This window comes from Paramesorhizobium salinisoli (assembly GCF_003335045.1).
Classification (GTDB): domain Bacteria; phylum Pseudomonadota; class Alphaproteobacteria; order Rhizobiales; family Rhizobiaceae; genus Paramesorhizobium; species Paramesorhizobium salinisoli.
The window spans coordinates 408,644-425,905 of record NZ_QOZG01000002.1 but is presented as its reverse complement, the minus strand read 5'-3'; the positions used below and the strand labels follow the sequence as shown (position 1 = coordinate 425,905).

Here is a 17,262-nt window from a genome sequence, read left to right as displayed (position 1 = left end):
AAAATAAGCAAAGAATGTGTTGGCCAGCGGGAGGAGATGGCACATCATGTATCTTGGAATTGATCTTGGCACTTCGGGCATCAAGGCTCTGCTGATTGACGACAATCAGCGCATAACCGCCTCCGCCTCTGCCTCTTTGAACGTTTCGCGCCCGCATTCGGGCTGGTCGGAGCAGAATCCGGCGCATTGGATCGATGCGCTGGAAACCGTGCTCGACGTGATGAAGTCGACGTTCCCGGCGCGGCTCGCCGCCGTGCGGGGCATCGGCCTCTCCGGCCAGATGCATGGGGCGACATTGCTGGACAGCAACGGCAAGGTGCTGCGGCCATGCATCTTGTGGAACGATACGCGCAGCTACAAGGAAGCCGCTGAACTTGATGCCGATCCGCGCTTCCGCGAGATCACAGGCAATATCGTCTTTCCAGGCTTCACGGCGCCGAAGCTCCTGTGGGTGAAGAACAATGAACCGGGAATTTTTGCCAAGGTCGCGCGGGTTCTGCTGCCCAAGGATTACCTGCGCCTCTGGCTGACCGGCGAATATGTCTCTGATATGTCGGATTCGGCGGGAACGGCTTGGCTGGATGTCGGCCAGCGCCGTTGGTCGCCGGAGCTTCTGGCTGCCACTGATCTTGACGAGAGCCATATGCCCTCCCTGGTCGAGGGCACCGAAATTTCCGCCGTGCTGAAACCCGAGCTTGCCCGGCGCTGGGGAATACGCGGCGATGCTGTGGTAGCCGGCGGCGGGGGGGACAATGCGGCATCCGCCTGCGGCATGGGCGTCGTATCGCCCGGCCACGCCTTTATTTCGCTCGGCACCTCAGGTGTTCTGTTCGCGGCAAATGGCGCATATCTGCCCAATCCGGCAAGCGCCGTTCATACGTTCTGCCACGCGCTGCCGAAAACCTGGCACCAGATGGGCGTCATCCTGTCGGCGACGGACGCCCTCAACTGGTATGCCGGGATCGCCCGCAGCAACGCAGCCAATCTCACGGCGGAACTGGGAGAGGGACTGAAAGCGCCCTCGGGCGTCACCTTCCTGCCCTATCTTTCAGGTGAGCGCACGCCTTACAATGATGCCGCGATACGTGGCGCCTTTGTCGGCCTCGGCCATGAAAGCGATCGCGCCGCCCTGACGCAGGCGGTTGTCGAAGGTGTCGCCTTTGCCTTTCGGGACAATCTTGAAGCACTCGCCACCGCCGGCGCCAAACTCGACCGCCTGACGGCAGTCGGCGGCGGCTCGCGTTCGGATTATTGGCTGCGGGCGATCGCGACGGCGCTCGATCTACCGATCGATGTGCCCACCGATGGTGATTTCGGCGCTTCGTTTGGCGCGGCGCGCCTGGGGCTGATTGCGGCGGAAAAGGCCGACCCGTGGGCCGTCTGCACCTTGCCCGCCATCGCCGAGACGATCGAGCCGGAGCCTCGCCTGCGGGGCGCCTTCGATGACGCCTATGCCCGCTACCGCTCGCTCTACCCCGCGCTTCGCAACTGAAGGAGAGAGGCGATACTCTTCCCACATGTCCCTGAGCACTTCACCTCCCCCTGCCCGGCAAGGCAGAGGAGGGTGCTGAACGGCTGGGCGTAATTAATCCGCCATCTCGCTCTGCCATGGAGGGTTGGCCCCCGCGCGCGACACCGTTATTGCGGCAGCGCGCACGCCCAGCGCCACGCAGGAATGAACCTGGTCTTCCCCAAGATTGGCGACGGCTTCCTTGGTGAGAAGCCCTTGCCGGTAGAGGCCCACCAGCACGCCGGCATTGACCGTATCGCCGGCGCCCACCGTGTCGGCCACGGTGACCTTGACGCCCGGCACGCTGATCTTGCCACGCAGCGTGTAGGCATCCGCGCCCGATGCGCCACGGGTGATGATGACGAGCTTCGGCCCGCGTGTCAGCCAGTCGGCGGCGATCTTGTCGTGTTCGGTTCCTTCCCCGAACCAGGCGATGTCCTCGTCGGACATCTTCACGATATCGGCCATCGCAATCATGCGACGCAGCCGGGCCAGGTGCTTTTCACGGTCGGGGATGAAGCCCGGCCGGATGTTCGGGTCGAGCATGATGACCCGGCGTCCCGCCTCGCGCGCCATCAATGTCTCAAAGGTGTTGCCGCAAGGTTCGGGGATAAGGCTGATCGCACCGAAAAGCAGCGCCGAAACACGGTCGTCGAGTTGCGGTAAATCGGCCTCGGTCAACATCCGGCCGGCGGTGCTCTCATCATAGAAGGCATAGCTCGCCTGGCCATTGACGAGACGCACGAAGGCAAGCGTCGTCGGGCGGTCGGCGGTGGCGCAGAAGGACGTATCCACATTCGAGCGCTTGAGCGCCTCGCGCAGGATATCGCCGAGAAAATCCGAGGAGAGCCCGGAGAAGAAGCCCGCTGGCGCACCCAGCCTGCCCATGGCGATGGCCGTGTTGAACAAGGCTCCGCCCGCATGGGGCACGAAAGCCGACTGACCATCCGCCGTCTCGCGCGGCAGCATGTCGATCAGCGCTTCACCGCAGGCCACGATCATGCAAGGTCTCCTCTCCGATACATACCTAAACCGATTGAATTTGAAGAAGCGCTAACCTGTCTGCGCCTCTCTGGCAAGTACGGAAGCGTTTATACGTGCTGCCCGCCATTGATGTGGATTTCCGACCCGGTGACGTAGGAGGACGCTTCCGTGCACAGGAAAAAGATCGTATCGGCAACTTCCGATGTCTGGCCGAGGCGGCGTAGCGGCAGATGTTCGATCAGCTTTTCTGTGCCCGGCGAGAGGATCGAGGTTTCAATCTCGCCCGGCGCGATAGCGTTGACGCGGATGCCGTGGGGCCCGAAATCCGATGCCATTTCGCGCGTCAGCCCGGCGAGCGCCGCCTTCGACGTTGAATAGGCAGTCCCGGCAAAAGGATGCACCCGGCTTCCGGCAATTGAGGTGACGTTGACGACCGATCCCTGCGCCGCTTCCAGTTCCTTGAAAAGGCCACGCGCCAGCATGATCGGCGCGAAAAAATTTACCTGGAACACATCGCGCCAGACCTGCATCGGGGTCTCGATGGAGTTGAGCCGCCGTCCGCCCTCCGCTTTCGGCGAAATGCCCGCATTGTTGACCAGTGCGTGCAGCTTGCTGCCTTCGGCTTCGAGGCGCCGGCGAATCTGCGAAATGCCGCGGCCGATATCCTCGGCATCGGCGAGATCGATCTTGATGTGATCATCCGGTCCGGCGGGCCACGGACAGTTCTCGGAAAAGTCCTGTCGCGAGCAGGTGATGACGCGCCATCCCGCGCGCGAGAAGCGTTTGACAGTCGCATGCCCGATCCCGCGGCTCGCTCCGGTCAGCACAAGCGTCTTCTTGGTGGTGGTGTCGGTCATGTAAGGGTGCCTCGTTGGTGTCTTTTAATAGACGATGCGGCTCAAGATTTCGAGGCTATTGATTGTAAATCGTAAACCGCACGTTTGCGATTCCGGTTTTCTGGCCAATGCGCTAGTTTGTGCTCCCGAATGGAGGAGGAATCATGCCGGACTACGTACTCGCAATCGACCAGGGAACCACATCGAGCAGGGCCATCGTCTTTGATCGCGATCGCCGTGTCGTGGGCATCGGACAGCAGGAGTTTCCACAGATCTACCCCCGATCGGGCTGGGTCGAGCACGACCCGGAGGACATATGGCGGTCGGTCGTGGCAACCTGCGGTGAGGCGATCCGCAACGCCCATATCGAGGCGGGGCAGGTGGGTGCGCTTGGAATTACCAACCAGCGCGAGACTGTTGTCGTTTGGGAAAAAGCGACCGGCAAGCCGATCCATAACGCCATCGTCTGGCAGGACCGCCGCACCGCCACCATGTGCCGCAAGCTGAAGAAGCTGGGCCTGGAAAAGATGGTCAGAGGCAAGACCGGCCTCCTGCTCGACCCGTATTTTTCAGGCACCAAACTTTCGTGGCTGCTGAGCAATGTGCCAGGCGCGCGGGCGCGGGCGCGCAAGGGCGAGCTTCTCTTCGGCACGATCGACAGCTTCCTCATCTGGCGCCTTACGGGCGGCAAGAATCATGTGACGGATGCGACCAACGCTGCGCGCACGCTTCTCTTCAACATTGCTGAAAACCGCTGGGACCGGGAATTGCTCGAGCTCTTCGACATTCCCGAGGCGATGCTGCCTGAGGTGAAGGATTGCGCCGCCGATTTCGGCAGCACCGATGCGGAAATCCTGGGCGCGGCGATCCCGATTCTCGGCGTTGCAGGCGATCAGCACGCCGCCATCATCGGGCAGGCCTGCTTCGAGCCGGGCATGATCAAGTCAACCTACGGCACCGGCTGTTTCGCCCTGCTCAACACCGGATCGGAGATGGTGCTCTCGAAGAACCGGCTCCTGACCACCATCGCCTATCGCCTCAACGGGCGCACCACCTACGCGCTGGAAGGCTCGATCTTTATCGCTGGCGCGGCGGTGCAATGGCTGCGCGACGGGTTGAAGATCATCGGCACGGCGGCAGAATCAGGCAAGCTCGCCGACAGCGCCGATCCAAGCCAGGAGGTCTATATGGTCCCGGCCTTCGTGGGCCTCGGTGCGCCGCATTGGGATGCCGATGCGCGGGGTGCGATTTTTGGCCTGACACGTAATTCCGGCCCGGCGGAGTTTTCCCGCGCGGCGCTAGAATCGGTCGCCTACCAGACCCGTGATCTGCTCGAAGCCATGAAGAAGGACTGGAAATCCTCCGGCAGCAAGACAGTGCTGCGCGCCGATGGCGGCATGGTCGCCTCCGACTGGACCATGCAGCGCCTCGCCGATATTCTGGACGCACCTGTCGACCGCCCGGTCATCCTCGAGACGACAGCGCTGGGTGCCGCCTGGCTTGCCGCGTCGAGGGCGGGCATCTGGCCGAAGCGGACGGAGTTTTCAAAAAGCTGGGCCCTGGATACTCGCTTCGTGCCTGAGATGGACGGCAAAACCCGCAAAGCCAAGATTGCCGGCTGGAAAGACGCCGTCCGCCGAACGCTGACGGCGTAGAGCTGGATGCGGCCTGGGTTTCGATCTCTTTTGCCGCGGCCGCTGCGGTTAAAATAGATCACCATCAAACGCATGGATAAGCGGGTTTTCTACTGCGAATTCCCCATGATCAAGTCCAGCAGCGTGGTCGTCTTGCGGTTGGGCTGCGGGCCGCCGCCGACATCGGCGGGCGGGACGGGGCCGCGCGCGGCGACGGGGGCCCTGTCGATGATATCTGTCGAGCCGGTGGGGGCTACGTCCGGGGCGGGCGGCCAATAGCCGTCATCGCCGTTGGCCATGGGCATGGTCGCTGCCGGTCCATTCGGATCATAGGGTGACGGCGTATTGGTATCGGGCAGTTCGTCGCTGCCGCCGGGTATGACGTTTTCGATGTCGTAGTGGCCGGGGAGTTCGGCGATCGGGACGCCCTTGTGCGCCGCGACCATGAATTCCCGCCAGGCCTTCACGGGAAGCGAGCCGCCGCTGACATGCTTCATGGGCTTGCCGTCGTCATTGCCGAACCACACGCCCGTTGTGAGGTTCGCCGTATAACCGATGAACCAGGCATCGCGAAAATTCTGGCTGGTGCCGGTCTTGCCCGCAGCAGGCCAGCCGAACTGGCCGCTTTTCGCCGTTCCGTCTTCCACCGTCCGGCGCAACATGGCGTTCATCATGCCGACATTTCGGGGATCGATGACGCGTTCGCTGTCAGCCTGTTTGTATTCGTAAAGCACCTTGCCATTTGAATCCGTCACGCGCTTGATGAGGTGCACCGGCGCCCTGTAGCCGCCATTGGCGAAGGGAGCAAAGGCATCCGTCAGTTCGAGCAGCGTGACTTCGGACGTGCCAAGCGCCAGCGACGCATTGGGCGTCAGCTTTGACTCGATGCCGAGACGGTGGGCTGTATCGACAACGGTCTGCGGGCCGACCTCCATGACCAACTGGGCGGCAACGGAGTTGAGCGAATGCGAGAGCGCGGTCGCCAGCGTCACCTCGCCGAAATATTTGCCGTTATAATTGCCGGGCGTCCATTTTCCGATCTTGATAGGAGCGTCGTTACGCACCGAATCCGGCGTACGGCCCTGTTCGAGCGCGGCGAGATAGACGAACGGCTTGAACGTCGAGCCAGGCTGGCGCTTGGCTTCCGTGGCACGGTCAAACTGGCTGTTGGCATAGTCGTAGCCGCCGACCATGGCGCGCACTGCGCCCGTCCCGTCTATGGAGACCAGCGCGCCCTGCGAGACACTCACCTTCTTGCCGTTGGCGGAGATGAGATCGCGGATGGACTCCTCGCCGATCTTCTGCAGATGCAGATCGATGGTGGTTTCGACCGTGACATCGTTCTTCGTCACGCCGATCAGCGCCGGCAATTCCTGCATGACGCGGTCGGCGACATAGTTTTCCGAGCCGGACCAGTAGGCGGCGGCGCGTGTGGCGGGTTCGCTCATCGCTTCGGCCAACTGGGTATCCTTGATCATGCCTTGCTCGCGCATGGCATTCAAAACCAGCTTGGCTCGTTCCGCTGCGGCTTCCGGGTCGCGTGCTGGCGAAAGGCGCGACGGCGCTTTCAGCAGTCCCGCCAGCGTCGCCGCCTCCATCAGGTTGACGTCGCGCGCCGATTTGTCGAAGTAACGCCGCGAGGCGGCAGCGACGCCATAGGAGCCGGATCCGAGATACACCCGGTTCAGATACATTTCGAGGATCTGGTCCTTGGAATATTTGTGCTCCAGCCAAAGCGCCAGAAGCACTTCCTGGACCTTGCGCTCTATGGTCCGCTCAGGTGTCAGGAACAGGTTCTTCGCCAACTGCTGGGTTATCGTCGAGCCGCCCTGCACGGTGCGCCCGCTCACGATGTTGGCGAGAATGGCGCGGGTAAGGCCGATCGGATCGACGCCGAAATGCGAATAGAAGCGCCGGTCCTCGATGGCGATAACCGCCTGGGGGATATAAGGCGACATATCATGGAGACCGATCGCCTCGCCGCCCGTCGTACCGCGATTGGCGATGAGCTTGTCGTTGACGTCGACGATTTTGACGTTGGGCGGCCTGTCGGGGATCGCCCAACTGGTGGTCTGCGGCATCTGCGCCGCGAAATAGATGACAATTCCGCCAAGGGCGATACCGCCCCAGAGGCCGAGCACCAGCGACCAATAGACCATGCGGCGCAGAAGACCGAAAAAGCCGCGACGCTGGCCCCGGCCGGAATTCCTGCGGCTGCGTTTCGATCCGGGCTTCATAGCGGATTTGCGTCGTGCAGGCGCAGGCGCGGCGCGATCATCCTCATCGACATGAAAATCATCGTCATCCTTTTCCCCGCGGGAATCGCCGCCGAACGATGGTTCGATGCGCTTGCCGTTGTCTCCGCCTGAAGCCATGCCCTTTAAAAACCTGCTTATTGATTTTTTGTCCTAATTGACATCGGATTGCAGGGTAAATGCGGCGGTTTAAAGGGCCGTTAAGCAGCAATTCTTCGCCGATAGCCCATAAAGAAAAAGCCCCGCGATCGCCGCGGGGCTTTTCTATCAAGTATTGCGACTGCGATCAGAACTTGTAGGCGACGCCGAGACGAACCTCGTGCGACTTGAAGTCGACGTTGAAGTCGTTGCCGGCGAAGGTGTAATCCTCGTCCCCGAGATCGGTATAGCGATATTCGAGGCGCAGGATCAAATTATCCGTGGCGGCGTAATCCACGCCGGCGCCTGCCGTCCAGCCCGTCCGGGTCTTCTTTTCCTCGAAGAGGCCGAGACCGTCGAAGTTAGCGCTATGCTCGACTTCACCGAAGGCGAAACCGCCGGCGATGTAAGGCAGGAAGCGGTCAACCGCATAACCGGCACGGGCGCGTACCGCACCTTCCCAGCGCAGTTTGGTTTCGCCGGTGAAGACATAGTCGGGGCCATCGAAGAAGTCGGCTTCTTCCTTGAGATTGGCGTAGTTGATGTCGGCGTCGATACCAAGAACGACATTGCTGCCGGTTTCGAAATTATAGCCGCCATAGATGCCGCCGAGGAAACCGTCCGGCTTCAGCTCCGTGGAAAAATCGGTGAATTCGCCTTCCGACTTACCCCATCCATAACCGACCTGGGCACCGATATATCCACCTGACCAGGTGAAGGCCGGAGGTGTATATTCCGGGGTCGGTTCCTGAGCCATAATGGCGTCGGCTGCATTCGCGCTTGTCGCTGCGAAGAGGGCGATTGCGGAAGCTGCGATGAAATGCGAAATCTTCATGGCGTTTCTCCAAAACTGATGTTGTAACCCATATAAACGCGGCCATAGCAGTCTGTCTGTAGCGTAAAGGACACAACCCCGATAAAAGCACCTTTGGTTGATAGAGGCTCTGAATATCGGAGCTGAAAGGTGAACGAAAAGTAACTTTACTTCTTCCGGACGGGCGCTGCTTAAGCACTTGGCCGAGCAGGACTCATCTATATCGGCGGATTTGCTATTTGTCCGCCGCCAACACGCGAAGAGAACCATGGAAAAGCAGCGGATCGACTGGGTAGATATCGCCAAGGGTATGTGCATCATCTTTGTCGTGATGATGCATTCCACGCTGGGTGTTGAGAAAGCCGCTGGCGCGGAAGGCTGGATGCATTATGTGGTCGCCTTCGCCAAACCCTTTCGGATGCCTGATTTCTTCCTGATCTCAGGCTTGTTCCTGGGCCTTGTGATCGACCGCCCCTGGCGTCGCTATTTCGATCGTAAGGTGGTGCATTTCCTGTATTTTTACGTTCTGTGGCTGACGATCCAGTTCGTGTTCAAGGCGCCGGGCATTGCCGCCGATGAAGGCGCGCGCGGCGTGGTCTCCGCCTATCTCCTGGCGTTCGTCGAACCCTTCGGCACGCTCTGGTTCATCTATATCCTGCCGGTATTCTTTCTGGTGACGCGGCTTGTCCGGCGCGTGCCGGCCTGGCCTGTCTTCTCGGTGCTTGCGGCTCTCGAGATATTGCCCATCCACACCGGCTGGGTCATGCTCGATGAATTCTGCGGACGTTTCGTCTATTTCTTCGCCGGCTATGCCTTTGCCCCCGCCATCTTCCGCGTCGCCGACTGGCTGCGCCAGCGGCCGCTCATCGGGCTTGCCGGGCTTGCCGCCTGGGCCGTAGCCGAATACGCGCTGGTGTTCACGCCCGTGCCCGCGAGGCTCAGCCCTCTCCTTACACCCGAAGCCTTCATAGCAGGTGCGAGCGGCGGCTGGAGCGAACTGCCCTTCATCTCGCTCATCCTCGGCCTTGCCGGTGCGCTCGCCATCATTGCCACTTCGGCGCTCCTCTCGCGTCTGGCCGAGACCAATCCGCTACACCGGGCGTTGGGCTGGCTCGGGGCCCATTCGATCGTCGTCTATCTCGCCTTTTTCCTGCCGATGGCCATCGCCCGCACGGTGCTGCTCAGGAGCGGCATCATCACCGATATCGGCACGATCTCGCTCCTGACGACCGCTTCCGCCGTGGTGGGGCCGGTCATCCTTTATGCACTGGTGCAATGGAGCGGCTATGGCGGCTTCCTGTTCCGGCGTCCGGCATGGGCCATCGTTGATCCTGCGCCTGAAAAGAAAACGGCGGCTGTCGCCGCCGAATAAGAATGAGATAGTGAATAGTTATTAGCGAAGGGAGTTTCCTCCTACTCACTAACTATGCGCGAAGATGTCTTCCTCGTCCCAGCCCATCAGGTCGAGCTTCGCCCGGGTCGGCAGGAAGCGGAAGCAAGCCTCGGCTTCTTTTGCCCGTCCGTCGCGCGTAAGCCGTGCCTCCAGCACGGTCTTCAGGCGATGCAGGTAAAGCACATCCGAAGCGGCGTATTCGAGCTGCGCGGGGGAAAGCACGTCCGCCGCCCAATCCGAGGATTGCTGCTGTTTGGAGATCGTCACGTCGAGCAACTCGCCGCAAAGCTCCTTAAGCCCGTGCCGATCCGTATAGGTGCGGGTCAATCGCGAGGCGATCTTGGTGCAGAAGACCGGCTGCGGCATGACGCCGAACGTATGGGCCAGCACCGCCAGGTCGAACCGGCCGAAATGGAAGATCTTGGTGATTGAGCGGTCCTTGAGGAGGCGCACCAGATTGGGCGCCTTCTTTTGTCCCGGCTCGATCTGGATCACATCGGCGGTGCCATCGCCGGGCGAGATCTGCACCAGGCATAACCGGTCGCGATGCGGCTTGAGGCCGAGCGTTTCGGTGTCGATGGCGACGGCATCGACCTGATAATGCGAAAGGTCTGGCAGGTCGTTTTTGTGAAAGCGAATGCTCATGCGGCGGGTTCCGTTAATTATTAGAGCGCCGCGCGTCCAATTGGACGCGCAAAGGACACTCTAACACTTTTAAATTCTGCATAATTTCATCCTTAAATCGATTCCGATTTAAGGAATTATGCAGTAGCGAGGGCGGCAAGGATGCGCGCCCATGAGCGCTGGCCCTTGTGGAAGGATTGAAGTTCGTATTTTTCGTTGGGCGAATGGATGCGGTCGTCCTCGAGTCCGAAGCCGACGAGCAGCGATTCCATACCGAGCATCGACTGGAAATCGCCAACGATCGGGATCGAGCCGCCCATGGCGATCAGCACGGCCGGCTTTGGCCATTCGTCCGAAAGCGCGTCCTTGGCCTTGGCGAGAAGTGGCGAATCGTAGGAAAGCTGGATGGCCGGCGATCCACCATGCGGATGGAACTCTACCGAACAGTCGGCGGGAATGCGCGCCTTGACGAATTCCTGGAAGGCCGCGCGGATCTTGTCCGGGTCCTGCTTGTGGACGAGGCGGAACGAGATCTTGGCCGAGGCCTCAGCCGCGATCACCGTCTTGAAGCCCTGGCCGGTATAGCCGCCTGTGATGCCGTTGACCTCCGCCGTCGGCCGCGCCCAGGTCAGTTCGAGTACGCTCCTGCCCTTTTCGCCCGATGGGATGGAAAGACCGATCGGACCGAGAAAGCTCTCCGCCGTGCGGCCGAGCCCTTCCCAAACTGCCAGGATCTGCGTCGGGGTTTCCTCCACGCCGTCATAAAAACCCGGCAGGGTAACGCGCCCGTTCTCGTCATGGAGATCGGCGATGATGCGCGAGAGGATATGGATGGGGTTCGCCGCTGCGCCGCCGAAGAAACCGGAATGCAGGTCGCGGTTTGCGGCCTTGACGGTGATTTCCTCGCCCACCATTCCGCGCAGGCCGACCGAAATGGCAGGCGTCTCGCGGTTCCACATGCCGGTATCGCAGACAAGTGCGAAATCCGCTTTCAATTCGGCGGCATGGCTTTCGAGGAAAGGCTTCAGCGACGGCGAACCCGATTCTTCCTCGCCCTCGAAGAGAATGGTGACGCGGCAGGGCAGATGGCCGTGAACCGCCTTGTAAGCGCGGCAGGCCTCGACGAAGGTCATCAACTGGCCCTTGTCGTCGGATGACCCGCGCCCGGTGATGATCTTGCGGCCCTCGCCCATATCCTTGATCGCGGGAGCAAACGGATCGTTTTCCCAGAGTTCCAGGGGATCGACCGGCTGCACGTCGTAATGGCCGTAGAAGAGCGCATGCGGCGCATCGGGTGTAGCGCCCTCATGATGCGCGACGACCATCGGATGGCCTGACGTGTCGCGAACGCTCGCCTCGAAGCCTATTGCCTTCAGATCCTCCACCAGCCACTCCGCCGCCCTGCGGCATTCGGCCTTGTAGGCGGGGTCGGTCGAAATCGACTTGATCTTCAGGAGTTCGAACAGCCTGTCGAGGCTATTGTCGAGATTGGCGTCTAGATGGGAAAGGACGGGATCGAGCGTGGACATGCGCATTACCTGTTTTCGATTCGTAAAGAGAACCGCAGACTATTCTATTTTGCGGGCCAGACTATCTGTTTTGCGGGAGTGTGCACAAGGCCATCCGGAGCGCGCATTGCGAAAGAACCGCAGGCTGGCCGGAAAAGATTTGGCCGCTGCGGTGAGGGGGATACCACAGCGGCCAGATACTTTAAGCGGCAGCCCGGAGAGGGGGGATGAGGCTGCCGCCTGATCCGGAAATCCAGCGGGGGACGGGCCGGAAGACCAGATATCGACATGTCGTCGATGGGTGTGATTTGGCGAGGCGAACGTGGCGATTCAAGGGCGCGGAACATTACATGTTTGTAACAAAAGCGTGATACGGGTGTTCGCAGCGGCCGCTGTCCACGTTGGCCCAGCATTTGACGATGCAATTTGGTGGATCGTCTCATCTCCTGACAGAGACTTCATTCCATTTTTCGCGGGTTTGTTCTAAGTCTTCGCCATGAAAAACGGCGATCATCTCTTTCTCGTTGACGGTTCGGGCTATATTTTCCGCGCCTATCACGCTCTTCCCCCGCTCACCCGCAAGAGCGACGGCCTGCCCATCGGCGCGGTTTCCGGCTTCTGTAATATGCTGTGGAAGCTCCTGAAGGATGCCCGCAATACTGACGTGGGTGTGGTGCCGACCCATTTCGCCGTCATCTTCGACTATTCCTCGAAGACCTTCCGCAACACGATCTATCCCGAATACAAGGCCAATCGCAGCGCCCCGCCGGAAGACCTCATTCCGCAGTTCGGCCTCATCCGCCAGGCGACGAAGGCATTCAACCTGCCCTGCATCGAGAAGGAGGGCTATGAGGCCGACGATCTGATCGCCACCTATGCCCGGCTTGCCGTGGAGGCGGGCGGCGACGTGACGATCGTCTCCTCCGACAAGGATCTGATGCAGCTCGTCAACGGCAAGGTGTCGATGTATGACGGCATGAAGGACAAGCAGATCTCGGTTCCGGAAGTGATCGAGAAATGGGGCGTGCCGCCGGAAAAGATGATCGACCTGCAGTCACTCACCGGCGACAGTACCGACAATATCCCTGGCATTCCCGGCATCGGGCCGAAGACGGCAGCGCAGCTCCTTGGCGAGTATGGTGATCTCGATACACTTCTGGCCCGTGCGTCTGAAATCAAGCAGCAGAAGCGCCGCGAGAACATCATCGCCTTCACCGAACAGGCGCGTCTGTCGCGCCAGTTGGTGACGCTGAAGAAGGATACGCCGATCGATGTCGGCCTGGAGGCGCTGGTGCTGGAGCCGCAGGACGGGCCGAAGCTCATCGGCTTCCTCAAGGCGATGGAGTTCACCTCGCTCACCCGACGTGTTGCCGAGACGACCGGAACCGACGCGGCCGAAATCGAACCGGTCCCCGTCGAGACGCAATGGGGCGCGCAAGCGCATGGGCCGGATATGGAAACCAGGGGCCTGCCGGGGATATCGCCCTCGCCGGCGTCAAAAGACGGTGTAGTCTCTCTCGTCGATGGGGAGTTGCCCGGCAGCGCAGAGGGGGGTATGACACCCGCCGATCTCGCTAAATCCCGCGCCGATGCGGCCCTGGCAGAAAAGATCGACACCACGGCCTATGTCTGCATCCGCGATCTTGCCACCCTGCAGCAATGGATCGATGAGGCGACCGAGAATGGGATCGTCGCTTTTGATACCGAGACCAATTCGCTCTTTCCGATGGAAGCCGAACTGATCGGCCTTTCCCTGGCGCTTGCGCCGGGCCGCGCCGCCTATGTGCCGCTGGCGCATAAATCGGGCGCGGGCGATCTCTTGGGCGGCGGGATGGTGGAAAACCAGATCCCGCTCGATCAGGCGCTTGCCGCGCTGAAGCCCATGCTGGAGGACGGCGCGGTCCTCAAGATCGCCCAGAACATGAAGTTCGACTGGTTGCTCATGCACCGCTACGGCATCGATGTCGCGCCTTTCGACGATACGATGCTGATTTCCTATGCGTTGGACGCCGGTCCCGGTGGACATGGCATGGACAGCCTGTCGGAGCGCTGGCTCGGCCACAAGACCATCCACTACAAGGAAGTGGCCGGCAGCGGCAAATCCGCGGTCAGCTTCGACATGGTGGATATCGAGCGCGCCACCGCCTATGCCGGCGAGGATGCCGATGTAACGCTGCGGCTCTGGCGTGTTCTGAAGCCCCGTCTTGCGGCGGAAGGAGCAGCGTCCGTTTACGAGCGGCTGGAGCGGCCGCTGGTGACGGTGCTGGCGCGCATGGAGGCGCGCGGCATCTCCGTCGACCGGCAGATATTGTCGCGTCTTTCCGGCGATCTGGCGCAATCGGCGGCGGCGATCGAGGATGAGATCTACAAGCTCGCCGGCGAACGCTTCAACATCGGCTCGCCGAAGCAACTGGGCGATATCCTGTTCGGCAGGATGGGCTTCCCCGGCGGCTCCAAAACCAAAACCGGCCAATGGTCGACATCAGCTCAGGCGCTGGAGGATTTAGCCGCGACAGGCCATGAGTTGCCACGCAAGATCGTCGACTGGCGCCAGCTCACCAAGCTCAAATCCACCTATACGGATGCGTTGCCGGGCTATATCAACCGCGAGACCAAGCGCGTCCATACCTGTTATGCGATGGCCGCCACCTCAACCGGCAGGCTTTCGTCTTCAGACCCCAATCTGCAGAACATTCCTATCCGCACGGCGGAAGGCCGCAAGATCAGGACGGCGTTCATCGCAGAGCCGGGCAACAGGCTTATCTCCGCCGATTACAGCCAGATCGAGCTGCGCGTGCTCGCCCATGTCGCCGATATCCCGCAATTGAAGCACGCTTTCGCCGAGGGCATGGACATTCATGCCATGACCGCATCCGAAATGTTCGGCGTGCCCGTCAAGGATATGCCGAGCGAGGTGCGGCGCCGCGCAAAAGCGATCAATTTCGGCATTATCTACGGCATTTCGGCCTTCGGTCTGGCTAACCAGCTGTCGATTCCGCGCGAGGAGGCAGGGCAGTATATCCGCACCTATTTCCAGCGCTTCCCCGGCATTCGCGATTATATGGAGGCGACTAAGGCGTTTGCCCGCGAGCATGGCTATGTCGAGACGATCTTCGGACGGCGCGCGCATTATCCGGAAATCCGCTCGTCCAACCCGCAGATGCGCGCCTTCAACGAGCGCGCCGCGATCAACGCGCCGATTCAAGGAGCGGCCGCCGATATCATCCGCCGCGCCATGATCCGCATGGACGACGCGCTCGCCGAGGCAAGGCTGTCGGCGCGCATGCTCCTGCAGGTCCATGACGAACTGGTCTTCGAGGCGCCGGAGAACGAGGTGGAAGATACCATTCCCGTGGTCCGCCGGATCATGGAAAACGCCGCCATGCCCGCCGTTTCGCTCTCCGTTCCATTGCAGGTGGACGCGCGCGCGGCGCAGAATTGGGACGAGGCGCACTGACGAATGGCTCGCAGAGTTGGAAGGCCGCAATTGACGCATGGTCGATGAAGCGTTAAACAGCGCGAAACACGCAATTTGTTTCCCGTACCGCCCGCCGCGCAATCGCACGATCCGGAAGGATCATGTTTCATGCCATCGAGCGGTAGCGGTGATTTAGCGAAAGTCATCAATGTCTCTGCCTGCTTCCATCGCTCCGGCACTGTCCGGCGCTCTTGCCGCTCGTGGTTATACGGCGCTCACCTCCGTCCAGACCGCCGTTCTCGCGCCCGAGGCCGAGGGCGCCGACCTCCTGGTCTCGGCCCAGACCGGTTCCGGCAAGACCGTTGCCTTCGGCATGGCTATCGCGCCGACATTGCTTGATGGCGCCGAGCGCTTCGGCGCGGCGCGCGCCCCCCTGGCGCTGGTCATTGCCCCGACACGCGAACTGGCATTGCAGGTCCGCCGCGAACTGGAATGGCTCTATGCCGATACCGGCGGGCGGATTGCATCCTGCGTCGGCGGCATGGATATCCGTACTGAGCGCCGGGCGCTCGAACAGGGCGCGCATATCGTCGTCGGCACGCCTGGCCGCCTGCGCGACCACATCACGCGCAACGCGCTCGATATGTCGTCCTTACGGGCTGTGGTTCTCGATGAAGCCGACGAGATGCTCGATCTCGGCTTCCGCGAAGACCTCGAATTCATCCTGGGCGAAGCGCCGGAAGACCGCCGCACGCTGCTTTTCTCCGCCACGGTTCCAAAACCCATTGCCCTGCTCGCCAAGCGCTTTCAGCGCAATGCGCTGCGCATTTCCGCGGCCAATGAAAAAGAGCAGCACGGCGATATCAGCTATCAGGCGATGGTCGTCCAGCCGCGCGAGCGCGAAAACGCCATCATCAATACGCTGCTGCTGTTCGACGCGCAGAACACGATCATCTTCTGCTCGACGCGCGAGGCGGTGAAGCATCTCACCAGCCGCCTGTCTAATCGCGGCTTTTCGGTTGTGTCGCTTTCGGGCGAGCTCAGCCAGGCGGAACGCACCAACGCGCTGCAATCGATGCGCGACGGGCGCGCCCGCGTCTGCGTGGCGACCGACGTTGCGGCGCGCGGCATCGACCTGCCCAATCTCGATCTCGTCATCCATGCCGATCTGCCGACCAATCCGGAAACGCTGCTTCACCGCAGCGGGCGCACGGGTCGTGCGGGCCGCAAGGGAACCTGTGTCCTGGTGGTTCCCTACTCGCGCCGCCGCAGCGCCGAGCGGCTGCTGCAGATGGCCAAGCTGGAAGCGGTAACGGTCAGCGCGCCCGGCATCGCCGCCATTCAGAAGAGGAACCGCGAGCGCATCCTGCAGGATCCGGCGCTGTCGGAAGCCCCGGGCGAAGACGAGCTGGAATTGATCCAGGAGCTTCAGGCGCTTTATACGCCCGAACAGATCGCCGCCGCCTATCTGCGCCGCGAGATTGCCGCGCGTCCGGCGCCGGAAGAGCTTTCCGACGCGCCTGTCCGTCCACTCGACGGTGGAAGGCAGAGCAGCGAAAGAACCGGCCGGCCGAATCGCCCGGAACGCGGCGACAATGAGGGCCGGTTCGAGAAATTCGACGGGGGCGGTGTCTGGTTTTCACTTTCCATCGGCCGCAAGCAGCGCGCCGACCCACGCTGGCTCCTGCCGATGATCTGCAAGGCCGGAGACGTGACGAAGCGCGAGGTCGGCTCGATCCGCATTCTGGAAACCGAGACGCATTTCGAGATCACGGCGTCGAAGGCCGGCGAATATCTGGCCAATCTCAGGGAACGCGGCAGCGGTGAAAAGGGCGTCACCATCCGCCCCGTCGCCGATGGCGCCGCGCCCGGGGCATCGGCCCCTCGCCCGCCGAAAACATCTTCGCAGGAGCGCTTCGAGCCCAAGGCGAAAACCTGGAAAAAGAAGGACGATTCCGCCAAGGCTTATCGCAGTGACAAGCCGGCAAAGGCCAAGAAGCCCCGCTGACGCGACTTTCATTGCTAACTTGAGTCCTTTCTACACCGCTGCGGCAGTAGAGAGGGTGTGGAATATTCAAAGCCAGGGAGAATTTTCGGCCCGCCGCGCATATGATGCCGGTTAATTCAATTTTTAAGAACTTCGTGGAA

The 17,262-nt window shown here is 61.4% G+C and carries 11 protein-coding genes; 5 read left to right on the top strand and 6 right to left on the bottom strand.

Annotated elements, in window-relative coordinates; translation table 11 throughout:
* The first annotated feature begins 46 nt into the window (after nt 1-46).
* Nucleotides 47-1,492, top strand: a complete 1,446-nt coding sequence (gene xylB / locus DUT91_RS05565; protein WP_114439362.1) for a xylulokinase — start codon at nt 47-49, stop codon at nt 1,490-1,492.
* A gap of 93 nt (nt 1,493-1,585) precedes the next feature.
* Here xylB and DUT91_RS05560 read toward each other — a convergent pair whose 3' ends face one another.
* Together DUT91_RS05560 and DUT91_RS05555 are read right to left on the bottom strand one after the other, a co-directional pair.
* The gene (locus DUT91_RS05560; RefSeq protein ID WP_114439361.1) at nt 1,586-2,512 is read right to left on the bottom strand and encodes a carbohydrate kinase family protein; all 927 of its coding nucleotides are present in this window, start codon (nt 2,510-2,512) and stop codon (nt 1,586-1,588) included.
* 89 nt (nt 2,513-2,601) lie between these two features.
* A complete protein-coding gene (locus DUT91_RS05555) occupies nt 2,602-3,351 on the bottom strand; it encodes an SDR family NAD(P)-dependent oxidoreductase (protein WP_114439360.1) in 750 nt (249 codons plus the stop codon).
* A gap of 143 nt (nt 3,352-3,494) precedes the next feature.
* Here DUT91_RS05555 and glpK point away from each other — a divergent pair, with 143 nt between their 5' ends.
* Nucleotides 3,495-4,985 carry a glycerol kinase GlpK gene (glpK, locus tag DUT91_RS05550; protein WP_114439359.1) on the top strand — a complete coding sequence of 497 codons (1,491 nt, stop codon included), beginning with the start codon at nt 3,495-3,497 and terminating at the stop codon, nt 4,983-4,985.
* Nucleotides 4,986-5,074: 89 nt separating this feature from the next.
* On the opposite strand, the gene DUT91_RS05545 is transcribed toward glpK, so the two are convergent.
* Both DUT91_RS05545 and DUT91_RS05540 read right to left on the bottom strand, forming a co-directional pair.
* Nucleotides 5,075-7,339, bottom strand: coding sequence for a transglycosylase domain-containing protein (locus tag DUT91_RS05545; protein WP_114439358.1), 2,265 nt, complete (start codon nt 7,337-7,339; stop codon nt 5,075-5,077).
* A 166-nt stretch (nt 7,340-7,505) separates the two neighbouring features.
* A complete protein-coding gene (locus DUT91_RS05540) occupies nt 7,506-8,192 on the bottom strand; it encodes an outer membrane protein (RefSeq protein WP_114439357.1) in 687 nt (228 codons plus the stop codon).
* Nucleotides 8,193-8,439: 247 nt separating this feature from the next.
* Between DUT91_RS05540 and DUT91_RS05535 the strand changes: the two genes are divergently transcribed.
* A complete protein-coding gene (locus tag DUT91_RS05535) occupies nt 8,440-9,543 on the top strand; it encodes an acyltransferase family protein (protein ID WP_114439356.1) in 1,104 nt (367 codons plus the stop codon).
* A 48-nt stretch (nt 9,544-9,591) separates the two neighbouring features.
* On the opposite strand, the gene DUT91_RS05530 is transcribed toward DUT91_RS05535, so the two are convergent.
* Nucleotides 9,592-10,209 carry a ribonuclease D gene (locus DUT91_RS05530; RefSeq protein WP_114439355.1) on the bottom strand — a complete coding sequence of 206 codons (618 nt, stop codon included), beginning with the start codon at nt 10,207-10,209 and terminating at the stop codon, nt 9,592-9,594.
* 116 nt (nt 10,210-10,325) lie between these two features.
* On the bottom strand, nt 10,326-11,717 hold the full coding sequence (locus DUT91_RS05525; protein WP_114439660.1) for a M20/M25/M40 family metallo-hydrolase: 1,392 nt from the start codon (nt 11,715-11,717) through the stop codon (nt 10,326-10,328).
* 475 nt (nt 11,718-12,192) lie between these two features.
* Between DUT91_RS05525 and polA the strand changes: the two genes are divergently transcribed.
* Both polA and DUT91_RS05515 read left to right on the top strand, forming a co-directional pair.
* A complete protein-coding gene (gene polA, locus DUT91_RS05520) occupies nt 12,193-15,153 on the top strand; it encodes a DNA polymerase I (RefSeq protein WP_114439354.1) in 2,961 nt (986 codons plus the stop codon).
* Nucleotides 15,154-15,322: 169 nt separating this feature from the next.
* A complete protein-coding gene (locus DUT91_RS05515) occupies nt 15,323-17,122 on the top strand; it encodes a DEAD/DEAH box helicase (protein ID WP_114439353.1) in 1,800 nt (599 codons plus the stop codon).
* The last annotated feature ends 140 nt before the right edge of the window (nt 17,123-17,262 follow it).

Coding starts and splice junctions, on each gene's coding strand:
- xylB (WP_114439362.1), top strand. CDS start 47: ATGTATCTTGGAATTGATCTTGGCACTTCGGGCATCAAGGCTCTGCTG.
- DUT91_RS05560 (WP_114439361.1), bottom strand. CDS start 2,512: ATGATCGTGGCCTGCGGTGAAGCGCTGATCGACATGCTGCCGCGCGAG.
- DUT91_RS05555 (WP_114439360.1), bottom strand. CDS start 3,351: ATGACCGACACCACCACCAAGAAGACGCTTGTGCTGACCGGAGCGAGC.
- glpK (WP_114439359.1), top strand. CDS start 3,495: ATGCCGGACTACGTACTCGCAATCGACCAGGGAACCACATCGAGCAGG.
- DUT91_RS05545 (WP_114439358.1), bottom strand. CDS start 7,339: ATGGCTTCAGGCGGAGACAACGGCAAGCGCATCGAACCATCGTTCGGC.
- DUT91_RS05540 (WP_114439357.1), bottom strand. CDS start 8,192: ATGAAGATTTCGCATTTCATCGCAGCTTCCGCAATCGCCCTCTTCGCA.
- DUT91_RS05535 (WP_114439356.1), top strand. CDS start 8,440: ATGGAAAAGCAGCGGATCGACTGGGTAGATATCGCCAAGGGTATGTGC.
- DUT91_RS05530 (WP_114439355.1), bottom strand. CDS start 10,209: ATGAGCATTCGCTTTCACAAAAACGACCTGCCAGACCTTTCGCATTAT.
- DUT91_RS05525 (WP_114439660.1), bottom strand. CDS start 11,717: ATGTCCACGCTCGATCCCGTCCTTTCCCATCTAGACGCCAATCTCGAC.
- polA (WP_114439354.1), top strand. CDS start 12,193: ATGAAAAACGGCGATCATCTCTTTCTCGTTGACGGTTCGGGCTATATT.
- DUT91_RS05515 (WP_114439353.1), top strand. CDS start 15,323: ATGTCTCTGCCTGCTTCCATCGCTCCGGCACTGTCCGGCGCTCTTGCC.